General features: G+C 64.1%; 15 protein-coding genes. 4 read left to right on the plus strand and 11 right to left on the minus strand.

All coding sequences use genetic code 11. The features are described from left to right. Positions 1-61 precede the first annotated feature (61 nt). Together ABID26_RS16320 and ABID26_RS16325 are read left to right on the plus strand one after the other, a co-directional pair. Positions 62-1,093 (plus strand): hydroxyacid dehydrogenase, encoded by a 1,032-nt coding sequence (locus ABID26_RS16320; protein WP_292298352.1) that lies wholly within the window; start codon positions 62-64, stop codon positions 1,091-1,093. A 196-nt stretch (positions 1,094-1,289) separates the two neighbouring features. Further along, the gene (locus ABID26_RS16325; protein WP_292298350.1) at positions 1,290-1,595 is read left to right on the plus strand and encodes a hypothetical protein; all 306 of its coding nucleotides are present in this window, start codon (positions 1,290-1,292) and stop codon (positions 1,593-1,595) included. Between the two features lie 97 nt (positions 1,596-1,692). On the opposite strand, the gene otsB is transcribed toward ABID26_RS16325, so the two are convergent. The 11 genes from otsB to ABID26_RS16380 form a co-directional block, all read right to left on the minus strand. Then, positions 1,693-2,472, minus strand: coding sequence for a trehalose-phosphatase (gene otsB / locus ABID26_RS16330; protein ID WP_292344670.1), 780 nt, complete (start codon positions 2,470-2,472; stop codon positions 1,693-1,695). Then, positions 2,469-4,262: an alpha,alpha-trehalose-phosphate synthase (UDP-forming) gene (locus ABID26_RS16335; protein ID WP_126099110.1), complete on the minus strand. Its 1,794-nt coding sequence runs from the start codon at positions 4,260-4,262 to the stop codon at positions 2,469-2,471. The genes otsB and ABID26_RS16335 overlap by 4 nt, the downstream gene beginning before the upstream one ends. A 254-nt stretch (positions 4,263-4,516) precedes the next feature. After that, complete coding sequence (locus ABID26_RS16340) at positions 4,517-6,679, minus strand: amylo-alpha-1,6-glucosidase (protein ID WP_292344672.1); 2,163 nt, start codon at positions 6,677-6,679, stop codon at positions 4,517-4,519. Positions 6,680-6,719: 40 nt separating this feature from the next. After that, positions 6,720-7,778, minus strand: a complete 1,059-nt coding sequence (locus tag ABID26_RS16345) for a glycosyltransferase family 4 protein (RefSeq protein ID WP_292344673.1) — start codon at positions 7,776-7,778, stop codon at positions 6,720-6,722. Between the two features lie 95 nt (positions 7,779-7,873). Beyond that, complete coding sequence (locus tag ABID26_RS16350; RefSeq protein WP_126099107.1) at positions 7,874-8,644, minus strand: L-iditol 2-dehydrogenase; 771 nt, start codon at positions 8,642-8,644, stop codon at positions 7,874-7,876. Between the two features lie 40 nt (positions 8,645-8,684). Beyond that, positions 8,685-9,443, minus strand: a complete 759-nt coding sequence (locus tag ABID26_RS16355) for an SDR family NAD(P)-dependent oxidoreductase (RefSeq protein ID WP_292344674.1) — start codon at positions 9,441-9,443, stop codon at positions 8,685-8,687. A gap of 35 nt (positions 9,444-9,478) precedes the next feature. Further along, positions 9,479-10,207, minus strand: a complete 729-nt coding sequence (locus ABID26_RS16360) for an SDR family oxidoreductase (RefSeq protein ID WP_354415967.1) — start codon at positions 10,205-10,207, stop codon at positions 9,479-9,481. A gap of 22 nt (positions 10,208-10,229) precedes the next feature. Next, positions 10,230-11,483: a sugar ABC transporter permease gene (locus ABID26_RS16365; RefSeq protein WP_126099104.1), complete on the minus strand. Its 1,254-nt coding sequence runs from the start codon at positions 11,481-11,483 to the stop codon at positions 10,230-10,232. Then, entirely contained in the window at positions 11,480-12,292 is an 813-nt protein-coding gene (locus ABID26_RS16370) for an ATP-binding cassette domain-containing protein (protein WP_126099103.1), read from the minus strand. Before ABID26_RS16370 ends, ABID26_RS16365 begins: the two co-directional genes overlap by 4 nt. Positions 12,293-12,489: 197 nt before the next feature. Continuing rightward, entirely contained in the window at positions 12,490-13,557 is a 1,068-nt protein-coding gene (locus tag ABID26_RS16375; protein ID WP_126099102.1) for an ABC transporter substrate-binding protein, read from the minus strand. Between the two features lie 225 nt (positions 13,558-13,782). Next, the gene (locus ABID26_RS16380; protein WP_292344675.1) at positions 13,783-14,661 is read right to left on the minus strand and encodes an AraC family transcriptional regulator; all 879 of its coding nucleotides are present in this window, start codon (positions 14,659-14,661) and stop codon (positions 13,783-13,785) included. A gap of 276 nt (positions 14,662-14,937) precedes the next feature. Here ABID26_RS16380 and ABID26_RS16385 point away from each other — a divergent pair, with 276 nt between their 5' ends. Together ABID26_RS16385 and ABID26_RS16390 are read left to right on the plus strand one after the other, a co-directional pair. Then, entirely contained in the window at positions 14,938-15,540 is a 603-nt protein-coding gene (locus ABID26_RS16385) for an ANTAR domain-containing response regulator (RefSeq protein ID WP_126099100.1), read from the plus strand. Continuing rightward, positions 15,537-16,763 carry a CmpA/NrtA family ABC transporter substrate-binding protein gene (locus ABID26_RS16390; RefSeq protein WP_292344676.1) on the plus strand — a complete coding sequence of 409 codons (1,227 nt, stop codon included), beginning with the start codon at positions 15,537-15,539 and terminating at the stop codon, positions 16,761-16,763. Before ABID26_RS16385 ends, ABID26_RS16390 begins: the two co-directional genes overlap by 4 nt. The last annotated feature ends 343 nt before the right edge of the window (positions 16,764-17,106 follow it).

The raw sequence follows: 17,106 nt of genomic DNA on the forward strand, positions 1-17,106 counted from the left end.
CATCGGGAGTAAAAAACGCATATGTGATTGACGCGATCCAATCTCGTCGGGAGGAAAAATCATGTCCAACAAAGCCTCGCCGCTGGTGATCAGCGCACCCGAACCGCGCACGCTCGACCTGATCTTCACGCCGCCGCAACTGGCGCTGTTTCGCAGCAAATATCGCATCGTCGAAACAACGCCCGAAGGCGTCGCGGAGTTGCCGCCGGATGTGTTGTCGGAGGCGCGCTACATCGTCGGCCAGCCGTCGATCGCGCCGGAAACGCTGGAGAAAATGAAGGCGCTGCGCTGCGTCTTCAATGTCGAGACCAACCTCATCAACAACATGCCGTATGAGACGCTGTTTGCCCGCGGTATCCACGTCGTCACCACCGGCCTGGTCTTTGCCGAACCGGTCGCCGAGCTTGGCCTTGCCATGGCGCTCAACCTGGCGCGCAACATCGTCGATGCCGACCTCGCCTTTCGACAGGGAAAGGAGCTTTGGGGCGGCGACGGCAACCAGGCCGCACGACTACTCTCAGGCGCCGATATCGGCATCATCGGCTTCGGCGATCTCGGCCGCGCGCTCAATCGCCTGCTGACCGGCTTCCGCACCCGCACCAGGGTGTTCGATCCCTGGCTGCCGCCTTCCGTGCTCATCGAGCACGGCGTCGAACCGGCTGCGCTCGACAAGGTGCTGTCGGAAAGCGATTTCGTTTTCGTCGTCGCTTCGGTGACCAGCGAGAACCAGGGTTTTCTCGGCGCGGACGCCTTTGCCAAAATGCGAAAAGGCGCTGCTTTCATCCTGCTCAGCCGCGCCGGCGTCGTCGATTTTGCGGCCTTGATGGCGGCGGTGAAGAACGGCCATATCGTTGCCGCCAGCGACGTCTTCCCGGAAGAACCGCTGGCCAAGGATCACCCCGTCCGTTCCATGCCCGGCTTCCTGCGCTCGGCCCACCGCGCCGGCGCGCTCGACGTCGCCTTCAAGCGCATGGGCGACATGGTGCTGGAGGACATGGACCTCATCGATCGCGGACTGCCGCCGATGCGCTCCAAACGCGCCGAGCGCGAGACCGTTTCCCGGATGCGCTCGAAGCCGGTCGACAGGAATTGAGAGATTTGGGGCTCTGGCAGGGAATCCCCGACAATTCGGTCAGTAACACTGCGGCTTGCTGGAAAATATGCCCAATATTCCGGTTTTTTCCGGCAATATTTTGCCCTGATGACCCCAAATCCGGAACCTTCATCCCGACCTGTCGTTTGCCTTTCGATCGTTGCTTCTACGATCCAAGCAACAGGAGGATGATATCGTGAACATCAAGATGATCTGCTTCGGCGCCATGGCGCTTTCGATGGTCACCGGCTCGGCTCTCGCCGCCGGGCAGACCGGCACGTCGGCGCTCGACGACCCGGCCAAGATGCAGCCTTTCTACACCGACTCCAGCATGAAGACGATGGTCAGCAAGGACGCCTTCGTGAAGGCTTGGAAGGCCATGTCGCCGGAGGATCAAACGGCGATGATGACCGCATGCGCCGACGAGGCCAAGAACGCCAATGCAGCCAACACCCATCCGGAGTTCTGCAGCAGCGTCAAAGAAAACGGCGGCAGCAAGTAACCGGTCGCCATAGGCACACATGATACGGCCTCGTTCGCGGGGCCGTTTTTCAATGCATCATCATGATCACGGATGGCCAGCACCAGCCATTAGGCCATTAGGCAACGAGATCGCCGCGGTCCGCCTGTTCAGCGTCGTTGAAATTCGCCTCGAGCCAGGCGATCGCGCTGGCGACGTCGGCAATGGCAAAGCGTGCCGCGGTCTCGCCCTGCGGCTTCACGCGGATCGAAATCCCGCCCGCGGCATTGACGGTCTCAAAACCGTTTTCGTCGGACGTGTCGTCGCCGAGGAATACCGGACGCCGGCCGGTGAACGGATCGAGCTGCATGAAGCGACGGATCGCTGCGCCCTTGGCCGCCTCCAGCGGCATCAGCTCGACACCCGCATTGCCGGCAATCACGCGGTAGCCTTTCGGCAGCCGGGCAAGCGCTGCCTCGATCAGTTCCGTCGCACGGACCAGCAAATGCGGCGCCGCCCTTGTATGAATGGCCAGCACCGGGCCCTTGCGCTCGACATAGACGGCCTTGCTTGCCAGCTCCAGCTCGATTTCGTCGGCAAGTGCCGCCATGTCCGCTGGCTCATCGGCTGCCTCGATCTGCCCGTCCGGCGTCAGCCTATGCTCCAACCCGTAGAGGCCGGCGATCCGCAGCCTCAAGGGATCGAACAGGTGATCGACGGCGGCGATCGAGCGGCCGGTGATGAAGGCGAGCGCTCCATCCAGCCGGCGTTCGATCGTCTCCAGGAGGAGGCGCAGCTCCTCGCTGACCGAAACACTGTCCGGGTGGGCGGCATGCTCCAGCAGGGTGCCGTCAATGTCGAGGAAGAGCGCCCACCGGCCGTCGGGAAGGCGCGGCGTCAAATCTGTCTGAATATTCATCGGTACCCGGCTGCCTGTTTGCGTTCGAATATGGAGACGACATTGTCGCCGTTGGTGTTCGCGGGCCGTTCCGATAATGCGGTGACCCGGTCGAGCTCGCCGCGCTTCCTCAGCCGCGCCGCGTCGAGCAGCATGCTGCCGGCCCAGCGATAGACATTGTTGTCGCGAACGATTTCGCGCATGCGCCGCATGCGCTCGCGCTGTTCGTCAGGCCCCATGGTGAGTGCTTGAAGCATGACCTCGCTCATCATCGCCGCGTCGTAAGGGTTGACGATCAGCGCCTCCAGCAGCTCCCGCGAGGCGCCGGCGAAGGTGCTGAGCAGAAGCACGCCTTGCTCGTCGTCGCGCGAGGCAACGAATTCCTTGGCGACGAGGTTCATGCCGTCATGCAGGCTGGTGACCAGGCAGATGTCCGCCGCCCGATAGATTTCGTAGACATCCTTCTGGGAATGATGCTCGGCCACCAGCACGACCGGGCGATAGGTTTCGTTGCCATAGCGCTCGTTGAGCTCCTCGGCAAAGCGCTGGCATTCCTCGTGCAACTGTTTGTAGGCCGGCAACGTGCCTCGGCTGGGTGCGGCGATTTGCAGGAACACCACCTGCCCGATCGTTTCCGGGTGACGGATGAACAGCTCCTCCAGCGCGTGAAACCGGTCGAGAATGCCCTTGGTGTAGTCGAGGCGCTCGACCCCCACGCTGAGCTTGGCATCGGCCGGAATGCCGAAACGTTCGCGGATGTGTTGTCGGGATTCCTCGACCGAAGGCAGGGCCTTCAACAGCTCGACGGGCCATTCGATCGAGATCGGATAGGCATGCACCAGCGTCGTCTGGCCGCCATAGGATACGGCGGCGTCCGCCCGCTCGATCCGGCTCTCCATGAAGCGGTCGACGCTTTCGGTGAAATTGTTGGCGTGGAACTGGGTGTGGAACCCGATGATCGAGCTGCCGAGCAGGCCGTCGAGGATGCGCTCGCGCCACGGGCAGATGCTGAACACTTCCGAGTTCGGCCATGGAATGTGCCAGAAAGTGATGACGATCGCTTCCGGCAGCCGCTCGCGGATCATGCGCGGCAAAAGCGCGAAGTGGTAGTCCTGGACCAGCACGATCGGCCACTCGTTGCGGGCCTCGGCGACCACCGTATCGGCGAATTTGCGGTTGACGGCCTCATAGGCCTCCCAATCGGAATCCCGGAAGATCGGTCGCGTGAAGGCGATGTGGCAAAGTGGCCATAGGCCCTCATTGGCAAAGCCGAGATAATAGCCCTGATATTGCTCGTCGGTCAGCCAGACCCGGCGCAGCGTGTATGAGGGATTGCCAGGGGGCACCTGCAGACGGTCGTCCCCGTCCACCACCAGGTGGTCGGCGCTGCCGCCGCCATAGGCGATCCACGTGCCGGCGCAGGCGCGCGTGATCGGCTCCAGCGCCGAAACCAGTCCGCTCGCCGGCACGACGAGTTCGACATCGCCTTTCTTGTTCTCGTTGTGGATGTAGGGCTCGCGGTTGGAAACAACGATGACCTGTGCGTCCGGCAGATCCTCGGTGAGGATCTTGCGCAGCGTCTCCGGCGACCAGGTCACCAGGGCAGCGTCGACCGACTGTCCATTCTTCTCGAATTCGCGCATCACCTTGCGCGCGGCTTCCGAGGCGACATCATCGCCCGAGCCAGGCATGCTCGCAGCCCTCGAATGTTGGCGGCGGTGCCGGGATACTGAAATGAAGATCGCGAGAGCGGAAAGTCCGAGACTTGCGAGGATGAGAACCCACAAAAAGTCGACGCCATATTGTGTCATTGAAATGCCAGGCTGCCTCCGGCTGTCCGCTATTTTGTTTTTCGTTCTTGCCGGCTGCGGACCGGTAGGCCGGTACGAATTTGCAAACGCATAACCCGGTCGTCGGTTCCGACATTTTTCGATTATCGGACGCGCGCTTGCGGAACTCTGCTCTGAGCAATTTCGGGAAAAGCGTAGGGGCGGCTTTCCATCCGGAATTGCGTAAAAACAAATAATTAGAGCAATTCAATGATCCTGCCGGACGCTGAACTGCTCTAAGTCCGCACGATGAGCGGCACCATGCCCTCATGCCGGTCGGAAAGAAAGGCCACCACGCGGTCGCCGACTCGCTGGAACGTGAGGTCGACGGATTTGTCACCGACGGTCAGGTGCCGGAGCGTGAGTGTGTCGATACCGATCGGCATCCTTGGGCGCGTGACGTGCAGTTCGCCTTCCCATCCATCGATTTCCAGGCCGAGGCAGGCCTGCATCAGCATGAAGGTGGAGCCTGCCGACCAGGCCTGCGGCAGGCAGGCGACAGGATAGGCGATCGGCGCTTCGCCTGGTGCCCGGATGAAGCCGCAGAACAATTCCGGCAGCCGCATGTTGAAGTGCACGGCCGACTCGAAAGTGCCGCTCATCAGCCGCACCACGCTGTCGCGCTCGCCGTAACGCGCCAGGCCGACACCGCAGAGCGCGGTATCGTGCGGCCAGATCGAGCCGTTGTGATAGGACATCGGGTTGAAGAAGATCGCGTCGTCGGCGAGCGTCCTCAGCCCCCAGCCGGAATGGAAGGAGGCCGACAGCAATTGATCGGCGACGATCTTGGCGCGCTCCGGCTGGGGCAGCCCGGCATAAAGCAGATGCCCGGCATTTGACGTTCGCACCTTGCAGGGCTGGCCTTCGCCGTCGATCGCGATGGCGTAGAAGTTCAGATCGTCGATCCAGAAGTCGCGCTCGACGGCCAGCCGCATTTCCTCGGCGCGGTTCTCCCAATGCTCGGCATCGGCGAACTCGCCGCGGCGGCGCGCGAGCGCGGCAAGGCCCCGGTAGGCGGCAAAGACATAGCCCTGCACCTCGACCAGGGCGATCGGCCCCCTGGGAATACGTCCGTCGGCATGGAAGACCGAATCGATGCTGTCCTTCCAGCCCTGGTTGGCGAGCCCGGATTCCGCCGCGCGCTGGTAGGTGACGAAGCCGGTCTCCCGGCTGGCCTCTTCAGTCCACTCGGCGGCCGCCTTGAGCGATGGCCAGAGCGTGTCGATGAAGGCCATGTCGCCGGTGCGGTCGGCATAGGCGCAGGCGAGATGAATGTAGAGTGGGGTCGTGTCGACACCGCCGTAATAGCGGCCGAAGGGGAGCTCGCGCAGCGCCGCCATCTCGCCCTTGCGTGTCTCGTGCATGATCTTGCCCGGCTGCGAATCGATGAAGGGCGACGTCTCCGTCGCCTGATGCTCGGCAAGAAACGCCAGCACGCCGCGCGCCAGGCCCGGATTGAGCCACAGCATCTGTAGCCCCGAGATCACGCCGTCGCGGCCGAAGGCCGTCGAGAACCACGGAATGCCTGCGTAGGGATAGGGTCCGGTCGAGAGCTCGGTGGTGAGCAGCGCGACATCGGCGCGTGCGCGCTCGACCCAGTCGTTGAAGACTCGGCCGGAACTGTGCACCGTGGCGCCATGCCGGCGCTTGGCGCGCATGCCGAAACGCGCGCGGGCCGCGGCGGCACGGAAGCGGTCGCGCCCGGGTATGTCGGCGACCTCCGGGCCGACTTCGACATAAAGCACCTTGCTGCTGCGCTTGGTGACCGCGATCAGGAAGTCGGCACGATTGTCGCTCAACTGGTCGGGGGCTTGCGAGAAGGAGATCGCCGACAGGCGCGGCAAGCCGTCGAGGCCGTCATAGCCGAGCAGCACCGATGCCTTGTCGGTCTTGGCGACATGGACCGTTCCGCGCTTCGGCCGCGTCGAGCCGCGCACCTCGAACATGTCGCGGAAATCGGCGGCGAAATGCAACGAGACGGCAATGGTCGAATGCTCCCGGCTGTAATTGGAAAGCGTGATTCGATCGAACAGCCGGTCCTGCCAGATCAGCCTGACGCGCTCGATGTGGATCGCGCCCTGCGGAATGTCGCGGCCGGCGGCGCTCTGGATCGGCAGGTTGGTCAGGTTGCTGGTGAACAGCACGTTGTCCTGACTGAGCGAGGCGCCAAGCAGCGACATCGGCCTGCCGCCGACCGTCAGGCGGAATTCGGAAAGCACGCGCGTATCGTCGCGAAAGAAACCGTCGCCGGCGCCCCGGATGTCGCCATAGGCGTCCGTGACGGCAAAACAGTCGCCCTGCTTGAGCGCGAACAGCCGATGCGGCTCCCGCGGCGCCGTTTCGTCGAGCGAGGCAAGAGCCACCGCGGGATCGAGCTTGCGCTCGTCGAGCTCCATCATTCGTCACCTCTCGTTTGTCCCGCCCGTAAGACAATGCCGATCAGGAGGCTCTCGCCTCCGGGATGCCGATCAGCCGCATATAGGCGGCTTGATAGTCGCGCGCCATCCTGATGACCGAAAAACGCTTTTCGAAGACTGCCCTCACCTGCCTCCGGTCAAGCTTCAGAAGCGTGGGCACCGCCGCGACCGCATCGTCAACCGTATCGACGACAAAGCCCGTCATCCCCCGATCGATGATCTCCGGCAAGGCACCGCAATTCCAGGCGATCACCGGCGTGCCGCAAGCCATGGCCTCGACCGGAGCCAGGCCGAACGGCTCCGGCCAGTCGATCGGAAACAGGAGGCCCGCGGCGTTGCCGAGGAACCCAGCCTTCTCATCTTCCGCGATCTCGCCGACATAGTCGACGCGGTTGCCATCGATGAGCGCCTCGATCTCGTCGTGAAAATAGGCGCGATCGTCGTCGCCGATCTTCGCCGCCAGCTTCAGCTTCAATCCTGAACGCCGCGCGATCTCGATCGCCCGATCCGGTCGCTTGTCGCGAGACAGTCGCCCGAGGAAGGCTAGGTACGGCTCTTCGGTCGATGGGTCATAGGTAGGCGGATAGGCGTCGACCGGAATCCCGTGATGGATCGTCGCCAGCCAGTTGGCGTCGGGCAACCCCCGCTTCTGGCTGTGCGAGATGGAGATCATCGGAAAGCGCGGGAAGCGCTTGTAGGCCGGCGCCAGGTCGACATAGTCGAGCCTGCCATGCGGCGTCGTCACCGTTCGTTCCGCGATATGCTCGAAGAACGGAAAATGCACGAAATGGCTGAGATGGAAATGGATGAGGTCGAACTCGCTGGCCCGCTCGCGCACATCGCAGAGCATCGCCATATGCGCCGCGATCTCCGATTTCTTCGGCCGCGGATCAAGCCGGATCGCCTGGTCGCGGCCGGGCACCAGCCGCGCCGAGGTCTCGCTGTCGCCGCTCGCGAACAGCGTCACATCGTGCCCCAGTTCCACCAGCGCTTCGGTGAGATAGGAGACGATGCGCTCGGTGCCGCCATAAAATCTCGGGGGGACGGATTCATAGAGCGGCGCGACGTGGGCAATGCGCATGGATTCCCTCAAAACTATTGACGGAAACCAAAATGCGTCAGCCGCGAGATCGTTCCTCTCAATCGGCAGCGGCCGGCCCCTCCAGCTTCTGCCGATCAGCTCATCCAGTTGCCGCCGTCGACATTGAGCGTCTGCGCCACGACATAGTCGGCATCGCTCGACGCCAGGAAAACGGCAGCGCCCCGGTAGTCGTCGGGATCGCCCATGCGTCCGGCCGGCACCGCCAGCCCGACCTGCCGCTTCTTCTCGCCGACCGGCAGGTTCTCGTAGCGCGCGAACAGCGCGTCGACCTGGTCCCACATCGGCGTGTCGACCACGCCTGGCGCAATGCCGTTGACGTTGATGCCGTGCTTGATGAGCGCAAGGCCCGCCGATTGGGTGATGCTGATCACGGCGGCCTTGGTCGCGCAGTAGACGGCGACCAGCGCCTCGCCGCGCCGTCCGGCCTGTGAAGCCATGTTGATGATCTTGCCGCGCCGCCCTTGCGCGACCATGCGCTTGGCCACCGCCTGCAGCGTGAACAACAGGCCCTTCACGTTGACCGAGAATTGGAGGTCGAAACTCCCCTCCGATATTTCCAGCAGCGGCCCCATGTCGAAGACGGCGGCATTGTTGACCAGGATGTCGATGCCGCCATGCGTCCGTGTCACCGTATCGACCATCGCTTCGATCGAGGCGAGATCGCGCACGTCGAGCCGGACGGCGGTCGCCTTGCCGCCGAGTTCGCGCGCCAGCGCTTCCGCTTTGTCTGCGGCCATGTCGGCGATGACGACGTGAGCGCCTTCATCGACGAAGCCGCGCACGATGGCCGCCCCGATGCCTTGCGCGCCGCCGGTGACGACGGCGATCTTGTCCTTGAGTTTCATGCCTGCTCTCCTGTCTCAGCGCCCTGTCTCAACGCCCATCTCAGCGCGTCGTATAGCCGCCATCGATGACCAGCACCTCGCCGGTCACATAGCTCGATGCAGGAGAGCACAGAAAAAGTGCTGCCGAGGCAACCTCCTCCGGCTGGCCGACGCGACCCATCGGCGTCATGCCGCGCCAGATCGGGAACCATTCAGGATTTTCGATGCCGCCGCGCGAAAGATCGGTCTCGATATAGCCGGGCGCGACGGCATTGACACGGATATTCTCGGCGGCGAGCTCGCTGGCGAGGCTCTTGGTCATCATGTGCACGGCCGCCTTGGAGCTGTTGTAGGCGACCTGGTTCTGCGGAACGTTGGAGACGATGCCGGAGATCGAGCCGACATTGAGGATCGCGCCGCCGCGCTGGCGCCGCATCGGCGCTAACGCCGCCCGGCAACACCGGAACACGGCATCGACATTGATCGCCATCGTCTGCCGCCAGATGTCCTCCGGATAGTCGCCGCTGTCGCCATGCACGGCGATCCCGGCGCTGTTGACCAGGATGTCGAGCCGGCCCGCCTTGGCGAGCGTATCGACGACAAGCCGGTCCGGCGCCTTCTCGTCCAGCATTTCGGCGGCGAGGAAATCGAAGGCGAGGCCCGCAAGCTCCTGCCGCGCATCATCCTTCATGGTCCGGCCCGCAACGACGACGCGCGCTCCCGCTTCCCCGAGCGCCTTGGCGATGGCAAGGCCGATGCCACGCGTGCCGCCGGTCACCAGCGCAACCTTGCCGTCCAGTCGGAAGCGGTCGAGGATCATGATTGTCGTTCCATCGTCCGGAGTTGGAGGACGGCTCAGATGTCCACGCTCTGCGGCAGGATGACGAGGTCGCGGATGGTGACGTTGCGCGGCCGCGTCAGCATGAAGAGCACGGCGTCGGCCACTTCCTTCGGCTCCATCAGGCTGCCGGCGGCCAGCGCTTCTTCCATCTTGGCCTTCGGCCAGTCGCTGAGCAGCGCCGTCACCACGGGACCGGGCGCGACGGCGCCGACGCGGATGCCGTGCTTCAGCACCTGGCGGCGGACCGTGTGGACGAAGGCCTGCACGGCGAATTTCGACGCGGTGTAGATCGGCTCCCAGACCACAGGAACGAAACCGGCGACGGAGCTGGTGACGATGATGTCGCCGCTTTTCTTCTCGATCATGTGCGGCAGCACGGCGTGCACCGTACGGAACACGGCGTTGATATTGAGGTTGAGCATCCTGTCCCACTGGTCGGGATCGCCGGACGCCACCTCGCCGCCGACATAGGCGCCGGCATTGGCATGGAAGATGTCGAGCCGGCCGGCCTTTTCCAGGATCTCGGGCATCATGCGATCGACGCTCGACGGGTCGAGCAGGTCGGTGACCACCGCTGAAGCATTGTCGCCGAACTCCGCGACGAGCGCCTTCAGGCGATCCTCGGCCCGATCGACCAGGACGACCTTCGCGCCGGCGGCGAGCATGGCGCGGGCGCATTCCAGCCCGATGCCCGAGGCAGCGCCAGTGATTGCGGCAACCTTGCCGGAGAGACTTTCAGACATTGCGATCCTCTTCGATGAGCCGTCAGGCGCGGCCGTGTGAGACGCGCGAGCGGCGGGCGAGAGAATCGACGATGACCGCGATCGCCAGCACGCAGCCGGTGATCATGTACCGGAGCGAGGATGACAGATCGAGCAGCGTCAGGCCGCTTGCGATGGACTGGATGACGATTATGCCGAGCAGCGCCGAGTAGGCGCTGCCGCGGCCGCCGAACAGGCTGGTGCCGCCGATGACGGCCGCCGCGATGGCGTTGAGGTTGACGTCGCCTGTGCCGGCCTGCTGGCTGGCGGTGGCGAGACGTGCGGCGGACAGCAGGCCGCCGGTCGCCGCCAGCGTGGCGCAGAGCGCGAAGGCGCTGGCGTAGATCAGCCGCACATTGATGCCGGCGCGTCGCGCCGCCTCGCGGTTGCCGCCCACGGCGGTCATCGAGCGGCCCCACTGGGTCCGCTTCAGCGCATAGTTCATCGCCACGACCAGGCCGACGAACAAGGCGAACATCCAGGGCACGCCGCGCGACTGGTTGAGGTAATAAGTCACCAGCTCGAGCGCGACGGTGATCACAACGGCCTGGAGCAGAAGCCCGCCGAACGAACGCGACGACAGTCCGGCGGCCTGGCGACGCTGCGCCTTGCGGTAGCCGAGCAGCAAGGCGAGCACGCCGGGCACAACGGCCAAGGTGTACGACACCCAATGCGGCATCACCAGAAGCTGGCCGAAATTCACCAGCGGCGAATCGTAAGGCAGGTTGATCGAGCCGGTCGGGCCGAGGATGTAGAGCTGCAGGCCGAGGAAGGCGAGCAAGCCGGAGAGCGTCGACACGAAGCTCGGCATGCCCAGCCGGTTGAGCAGCAGCGCATAGACGCAGCCGGTCACGAACCCGACCGCCATCGCCGCCACGATGGCAAGCGCGACCGGCCAGCCCCACTGGACCCAAAGCACGCCGAGCAGCGCGGAAGACAGGCCGCTGACGGAGCCGACGGACAGGTCGATCTCGCCGACCATCAGAACGCAGACGATGCCGAGTGAGATGATGCCGACCGTCGAGCAGTCGAACAAAAGGTTGACCAGGTTGTTCGGCTGCAGGAATACGGGATTCAGCGTCTGGAAGATCGCACAGATCAGGACCAGCCCGACAACCACGGGCAGCGAGCCGAGATCGCCGGACCGGACGCGGTCGAGAAAGCCCCTGATGGCGCCCTTCGCGCCGCTGCGATCCTTCAGCCGCTCGTCGCCGCGATCGAGCAGCGCGCCGGGATTGCGATCGGAAGCCGTCGTCATGGCTGTTCTCCCTGCACCTTCTCGGCTGTGCGCCTGCCGCGCCGCGAGACCGCGTTGTCGTCGGCGCCGGTTATCGCGGTCACCAGTTCCTGGTTGGATGCGCCGGGCAGGAAGATGCCGTTGTTGCGGCCGAGCCTCAGCACCACGATGCGGTCGGCCACGGCGCGCACATCCTCCATATTGTGGCTGATCATGACGACGCCCAACCCGCGGTCGCGCACGCGCTCGATGAGGTTCAGCACCTCGGCGGTCTGGGCAACGCCAAGGGCCGCAGTCGGTTCGTCGAGGAGAATGACCCTCGGTTCCATCAGCAGCGAGCGGGCGATCGCGACCGTCTGCCGCTGGCCGCCCGACAGCGACGCCACCGGCTCGCGCACGCTGGGGATCCGCGCCGACAGCTCTTTGAGCAGGGTCCAGGCGCGGACCTCCATCGACACTTCGTCAAGGCGAAGCGGATGAAGTTCGCGGCCGAGGAAGATGTTGGCCACGACATCCAGATTTTCGCAAAGCGCGAGATCCTGGAAAACCGTGGCAATGCCGAGTTTTAGTGCCGCGGCCGGGTTGGCCAATGTCACCGGCTGGCCGTCGAAGGTGATCGAGCCGGAGCTCGGCATATGCGCGCCGGCGAGGATCTTCACCAGCGTCGACTTGCCGGCGCCGTTGTCGCCGACCAGGGCGACGATCTCCCCGGCGTTGATGTCGAGATCGACATCGGTGAGCGCCGACACCGCTCCGAAATTCTTCGAGATGCCGCGCAGGCTGAGCACCGGCTGGCGGCTTGTCGTGGACGGCGTGTCGGGTATTGCCATGGCGCTGTTACTCTTCCCGCGTTTGGTTCGGTATGTCCGGCCGCCAGGAGGTAGCGGCCGGACACGCCCGGCTGTCAGCCCAGATAGGCCCGCCGAGCATATCGCATGCGACGCGGCTTGCGCCGCATCGCTCTGGAGACAATGCCGCCAGGCGGCATTGCTCCTTGGAGACGATGCGGCTTGCGCCGCATCGCTCCTTATTCAATGCCGAGCTTCTTGCAGCCTTCGGCGTAGCGGTCGGTGCAGAGCTGGGCTGCGGTCTGGATCTTCTTGTCGATGATCTCGGCCTTGAGGTTCTCCTGCGTCACCACCGCCGGCACGAAGAGCTTCGAGGGCGTGTCGTAGAGCGTCGTCTCGGCTTTCGGCGTCTCGCCCTTGAGAAGCTGCACCGCAACGTTGGCCGCCGCCGCGGCGACGATTTCGCTCGGCTTGGAAATAGTGTTGTACTGGTCGCCGGCAATGATGAGCTGCAATGCAGCGATGGTGGCATCGTTGCCGGTCACCGTCGGCACCGGATCGACGCCGGCGGCCTTGAACGCGGCGATGGCGCCGCCGCCGGTGCCGTCATTGGCGGCGACCACGCCGACGATCTTGTTGCCGAAGCGCGAGATCTGCCCCGCCGCCCATTGCTGGGCATTCGACGGCGCCCAGTTCGGCGTGTCGAACTCGGCCAGCGTCTTGTAGCTGCCGGTCTTGAGGCCTTCATGGATGCCGTCCTTGATCAGGCCCGCCGCGGCGTCGGTCGGAGAGCCGTTGATCTGCAGCACGCCGACATCGCCGTCGCTCGACACTCCCTTCGCTTTGAGGTGCTCGACCAGCGAGGCGGCGATCGCCTTGCCGATGGCCTTGTTGTCGAACGACACGTAGAAATCGGCCTTGGTGTCCGGGATCGGCCGGTCATAGGCGATGACCTTGACCCCTTGCGCCTGCGCGTTGTGCACCAGCGACGCCGCTGCCGCGGAATCGACCGGATCGAGCACGATCACCTTGGCGCCCTGGGTGATCACCGAATTGAACTGCTGCTGCTGCTTGGTGACGTCGGCGTCGGCGTTGAGGTAGAGCACCTTGCAGCTGTCGCAGAGCTTCTTCATTTCGGCGACGAAGCCGGGATGATCATGCTCTTCGTAACGCGTCGAGCCCTGGTCGGGCATCAGGAACGCGACGGTGGAACCGGCAATATCTTGCGCATTGGCAAACGTCGCGCCGAGAGCAAGGCTCGAGACGGCCATAGCGGCCGCGGCCAATCTGGACATGTATCTGGACATAAGGTCTTCTCCATTCCCATTGTTTGATGTAACGACCTCGACATCGGGCTATGGATGTCTGCTCGTGTCGCCCGATCGGAAGTCTAGCGAACTCGTGCAGCAGCCTAACGACTTCCTCCCGCTGGCATGACACGAGGCAATGCTCGTCCGTCGCTGGTTCGCTCGCGCGACCCATCGCTTCGTCTTGATTCTTGCTTAGGCTTGTTTTTCCTCCCAAACTCCTTTCTATGCGGCGCGCGCGGCCGCGAAATTGTCCGCAACCAATCGTCTGAACTGCGAAGGCGGCATGCCCTTCTCGGCCAGAAACTGGCGGTTGAAGTTCGACAGGTTGTTGAAGCCGACCTCGAAGCAGATATCGGAAATCTGCGCCTGCTCGTCGCTCATCAGGATCTGGCAGGCGAGATTGATGCGCAGGCGCTTGATGTAATGCAGCAGCGACATGCCGGTGTGCTTGCGAAACGATCGCGAAAACGCGCTCGGCGTCTGGCCCGCGATTGCCGCGAGGTCGCCTTCGTTGAATTGGTGGGTCAGGTTCTCGCGGATATAGGCGAGCGCCTGGTTCATGCCGGCCGACATGTAGCCCGACGGGTCAGGCAGGTAGTTTTCGCTGGCGAGCACGCGCGGCGAGGTCTCGCGGCTCAGCGCTTCCATGATCGACATGAACAGGCTGATCCGGTGCACGCCATAGGCATGCGTGATCTCCGCCAGCAACGGCATCACCTGTCTGCTCACGCTCTTGCCGAACAGGACGCCGCGCCGCGCCAGGTCGAGCAGCGGAGAAACGGCGCCAAGCTCGGGAAAGGTCCCGATCGCGCCGCCGATGAATTCCTCGCTGAACTGGATCAGCCTGCAGCGCAATGGAACCGACTCCGGAACCTCGCTGATCCAGTTGTGCGGCAGGTTGGGGCCGGTGAGCACGAGATTGCCGATCTCGAACTCGCCGATGAAGTCGCCGACGAAATAGCGGCCCTTGGTCGCGACGATCTGGTGCAGCTCGTATTCGGGATGAAAGTGCCAGCGCACCGTATGATACGGATAACCGTGCCACTTCACCGCGAATGACTCGCCAGGCCTTATCTGTATGACTTCCAGATCGGGTCCCATGCTTCCTCCCGGAGGCTGTCGGGTGCTTCAGCCTTCGAACCGCGGCCGTTGTTTGGCTCATCTAGGGTCAGGATAACCGCGGCCAAGCAGGTCCGCCACCTCGCCACGCCGCGTTGACTGATACGTTTTTGACCATTTTGGGCCACGAAGATCGCATCTTCGAAAATTAGACGCCGCGAACGTTCGGGATTGGCCAACGGCGCATGAGCGCGGGAAAGTTCGCTTCGGGCCACGCTGCCGCATTGCACAATTTCGGTTCGACTGCACAATAGGCGCATGTCCGCCGGTTCGTTGACCATCCTTGTTATCGACGAGAACCGCATCCGCGCCTCGATCATCGAGGCCGGATTGCGGGACGCCGGCCATCGCCATGTCACGGTGGTCCATGACGTGGCCGGCATCGCCCGGCGCATCGCCGAGATCGAGCCGGACGTCATCGTCATCGATCTCGAAAATCCAAACCGCGACATGCTGGAGAACATGTTCCAGCTGTCGCGCGCGGTGAAACGGCCGATCGCCATGTTCGTCGACCGCTCCGACCAGGCCTCGATCGAGGCGGCCGTCGATGCGGGCGTGTCCGCCTATGTCGTCGACGGGCTGAAGAAGGAGCGCATCAAGCCGATCCTCGACATGGCGATCAGCCGCTTCAACGCTTTCTCCCGCATGGCGCGCGAATTGGAGGAGGCGCGCAGCGAGCTCGAGAACCGCAAGGTCGTCGATCGGGCCAAGGGCATCTTGATGAAGTCGCGCGGCCTGAGCGAAGAGGCGGCCTACGCGCTTCTGCGCAAGACCGCCATGAACCAGAACCGCAAGATCGCCGAGATCGCCCAGAGCCTGGTGACCGCGGCGGGATTGCTTGGACCGCTGGAGGGCGAATGAGCACGACTGCCTCGCACCAGGTCACCGCCGGCTTCATGCCGCTCTTCGACAGCGCCGTCCTGGTCGCGGCCGGCGAGATGGGCTTTGCCGCCCGCGAGGGCATCGAGCTCAAGTTGCAGCGCGAGACCTCCTGGGCCAACATCCGCGACCGTATCGCCATCGGCCATTTCGACGTGGCGCATATGCTGGGACCGATGCCGCTCGCCTGCAGCCTCGGCCTCACGCCGCTTGCCTCCGAGACCATTGTGCCCTTCTCGCTAGGACTCGGCGGCAACTGCATCACCGTCTCCAATGCGGTTTGGCAAGGCATGGCGGCGAACGGAGCCACGCCTGACCTCGATCCGGCGCGTGCCGGCACGGCGCTCGGCGCGCTGATCCGCGAGCGGGCCGGCCGCGAGCCGCTGCGCTTCGCGGTCGTGCATCCGCATTCCGGGCACAATTACGAGCTGCGCTATTGGCTCGCCGCCTGCGGCGTCGATCCCGATCGCGATATCGAGATCGTCATCGTGCCGCCGCCGTTCATGGCGGACGCGCTCGCCGCCGGCCGCATCGACGGCTATTGCGTCGGCGAGCCCTGGAACAGCGCCGCCGTCGCCGCCGGCACCGGTCGTATCGTCACCGTCAAGGCGCTGCTGTGGCGCAACAGCCCGGAAAAGGTGATCGGCGTGCGCAGGGCCTGGGCCGAGGAGAACCCGGAAGCGCTGGCGGCGCTGTTGAGAGCGCTGCATCACTCCGCCCGCTGGTGCCAGGATCCGGCAAACCGCGGCGAGTTGGCGGCGCTGATGGCCAGATCCGCCTTCCTCGGGCAGCCGGAGGCGATCCAGATGCCGGTTCTCACCGGACGCCTTCAACTCGGCGGTGGCGCGGAGCGGCGCGTCGAGGATTTCTTCCTGCCCTTCGACAAGGCGGCGAATTTTCCCTGGAAGAGTCATGCGCTCTGGTTCTACACGCAGATGGTGCGCTGGGGACAATTGCCGCATACGCCGCAAAACCTGGCCATAGCCCGCGACTGCTATCGGCCCGACCTCTACCGCTCGGCGCTTAAGCCGCTCGGCGTGGCGCTCCCCGGCGCCAATGCCAAGGTCGAGGGCGCGCTGAAGGTCGCGACGCCGGTCGGTTCGGCGGGGGCGAGCCTTGTCCTTGGCCCGGACGGATTTTTCGACGGCCAGATCTTCGATCCCGACCGGATCGACGCCTACATTGCCGGGCAAAAACGAGCCTGATTATTTTCGCGCCACTCTTGTGCACTGCACAATAATTGTGCGCGCGCTTGCGCTAATGGGCAAGTTTTGGCCTGCTCGCTTAGTGGTCCGGCACGCTGCCAACTATAGCATATAATTGATTTCATTGGTATTTTTGAAACAGTCTGAAACTGGCACGGTTCCTGCTTGGTAGTAGCCAGACTCTTCGCGGGGTCACGGAACAGGCGTCCAATGGCGGGCGCCACAGGCAAAGCTGCCGCCCAGGTCAACACGCGATCCCGGATGTAAGGACGCGCGCGACCTGGCCGGTGGCTTTTTTGTTTTTGACCGAACACGCAATCGACGGCGCCGGTCTCAAGCGGCG

Origin of the sequence: Mesorhizobium shonense (assembly GCF_040545255.1) — a bacterium.
GTDB lineage: Bacteria > Pseudomonadota > Alphaproteobacteria > Rhizobiales > Rhizobiaceae > Mesorhizobium > Mesorhizobium shonense.

Excerpts from the sequence above, each read along its gene's own strand:
- ABID26_RS16350 (WP_126099107.1), bottom strand. The coding sequence starts at position 8,644 with ATGAAACTCAAGGACAAGATCGCCGTCGTCACCGGCGGCGCGCAAGGC.
- ABID26_RS16320 (WP_292298352.1), top strand. The coding sequence starts at position 62 with ATGTCCAACAAAGCCTCGCCGCTGGTGATCAGCGCACCCGAACCGCGC.
- ABID26_RS16390 (WP_292344676.1), top strand. The coding sequence starts at position 15,537 with ATGAGCACGACTGCCTCGCACCAGGTCACCGCCGGCTTCATGCCGCTC.
- ABID26_RS16345 (WP_292344673.1), bottom strand. The coding sequence starts at position 7,778 with ATGCGCATTGCCCACGTCGCGCCGCTCTATGAATCCGTCCCCCCGAGA.
- ABID26_RS16375 (WP_126099102.1), bottom strand. The coding sequence starts at position 13,557 with ATGTCCAGATACATGTCCAGATTGGCCGCGGCCGCTATGGCCGTCTCG.
- ABID26_RS16385 (WP_126099100.1), top strand. The coding sequence starts at position 14,938 with ATGTCCGCCGGTTCGTTGACCATCCTTGTTATCGACGAGAACCGCATC.
- ABID26_RS16355 (WP_292344674.1), bottom strand. The coding sequence starts at position 9,443 with ATGATCCTCGACCGCTTCCGACTGGACGGCAAGGTTGCGCTGGTGACC.
- ABID26_RS16360 (WP_354415967.1), bottom strand. The coding sequence starts at position 10,207 with ATGTCTGAAAGTCTCTCCGGCAAGGTTGCCGCAATCACTGGCGCTGCC.
- ABID26_RS16335 (WP_126099110.1), bottom strand. The coding sequence starts at position 4,262 with ATGACACAATATGGCGTCGACTTTTTGTGGGTTCTCATCCTCGCAAGT.
- otsB (WP_292344670.1), bottom strand. The coding sequence starts at position 2,472 with ATGAATATTCAGACAGATTTGACGCCGCGCCTTCCCGACGGCCGGTGG.
- ABID26_RS16365 (WP_126099104.1), bottom strand. The coding sequence starts at position 11,483 with ATGACGACGGCTTCCGATCGCAATCCCGGCGCGCTGCTCGATCGCGGC.
- ABID26_RS16370 (WP_126099103.1), bottom strand. The coding sequence starts at position 12,292 with ATGGCAATACCCGACACGCCGTCCACGACAAGCCGCCAGCCGGTGCTC.
- ABID26_RS16340 (WP_292344672.1), bottom strand. The coding sequence starts at position 6,679 with ATGATGGAGCTCGACGAGCGCAAGCTCGATCCCGCGGTGGCTCTTGCC.
- ABID26_RS16380 (WP_292344675.1), bottom strand. The coding sequence starts at position 14,661 with ATGGGACCCGATCTGGAAGTCATACAGATAAGGCCTGGCGAGTCATTC.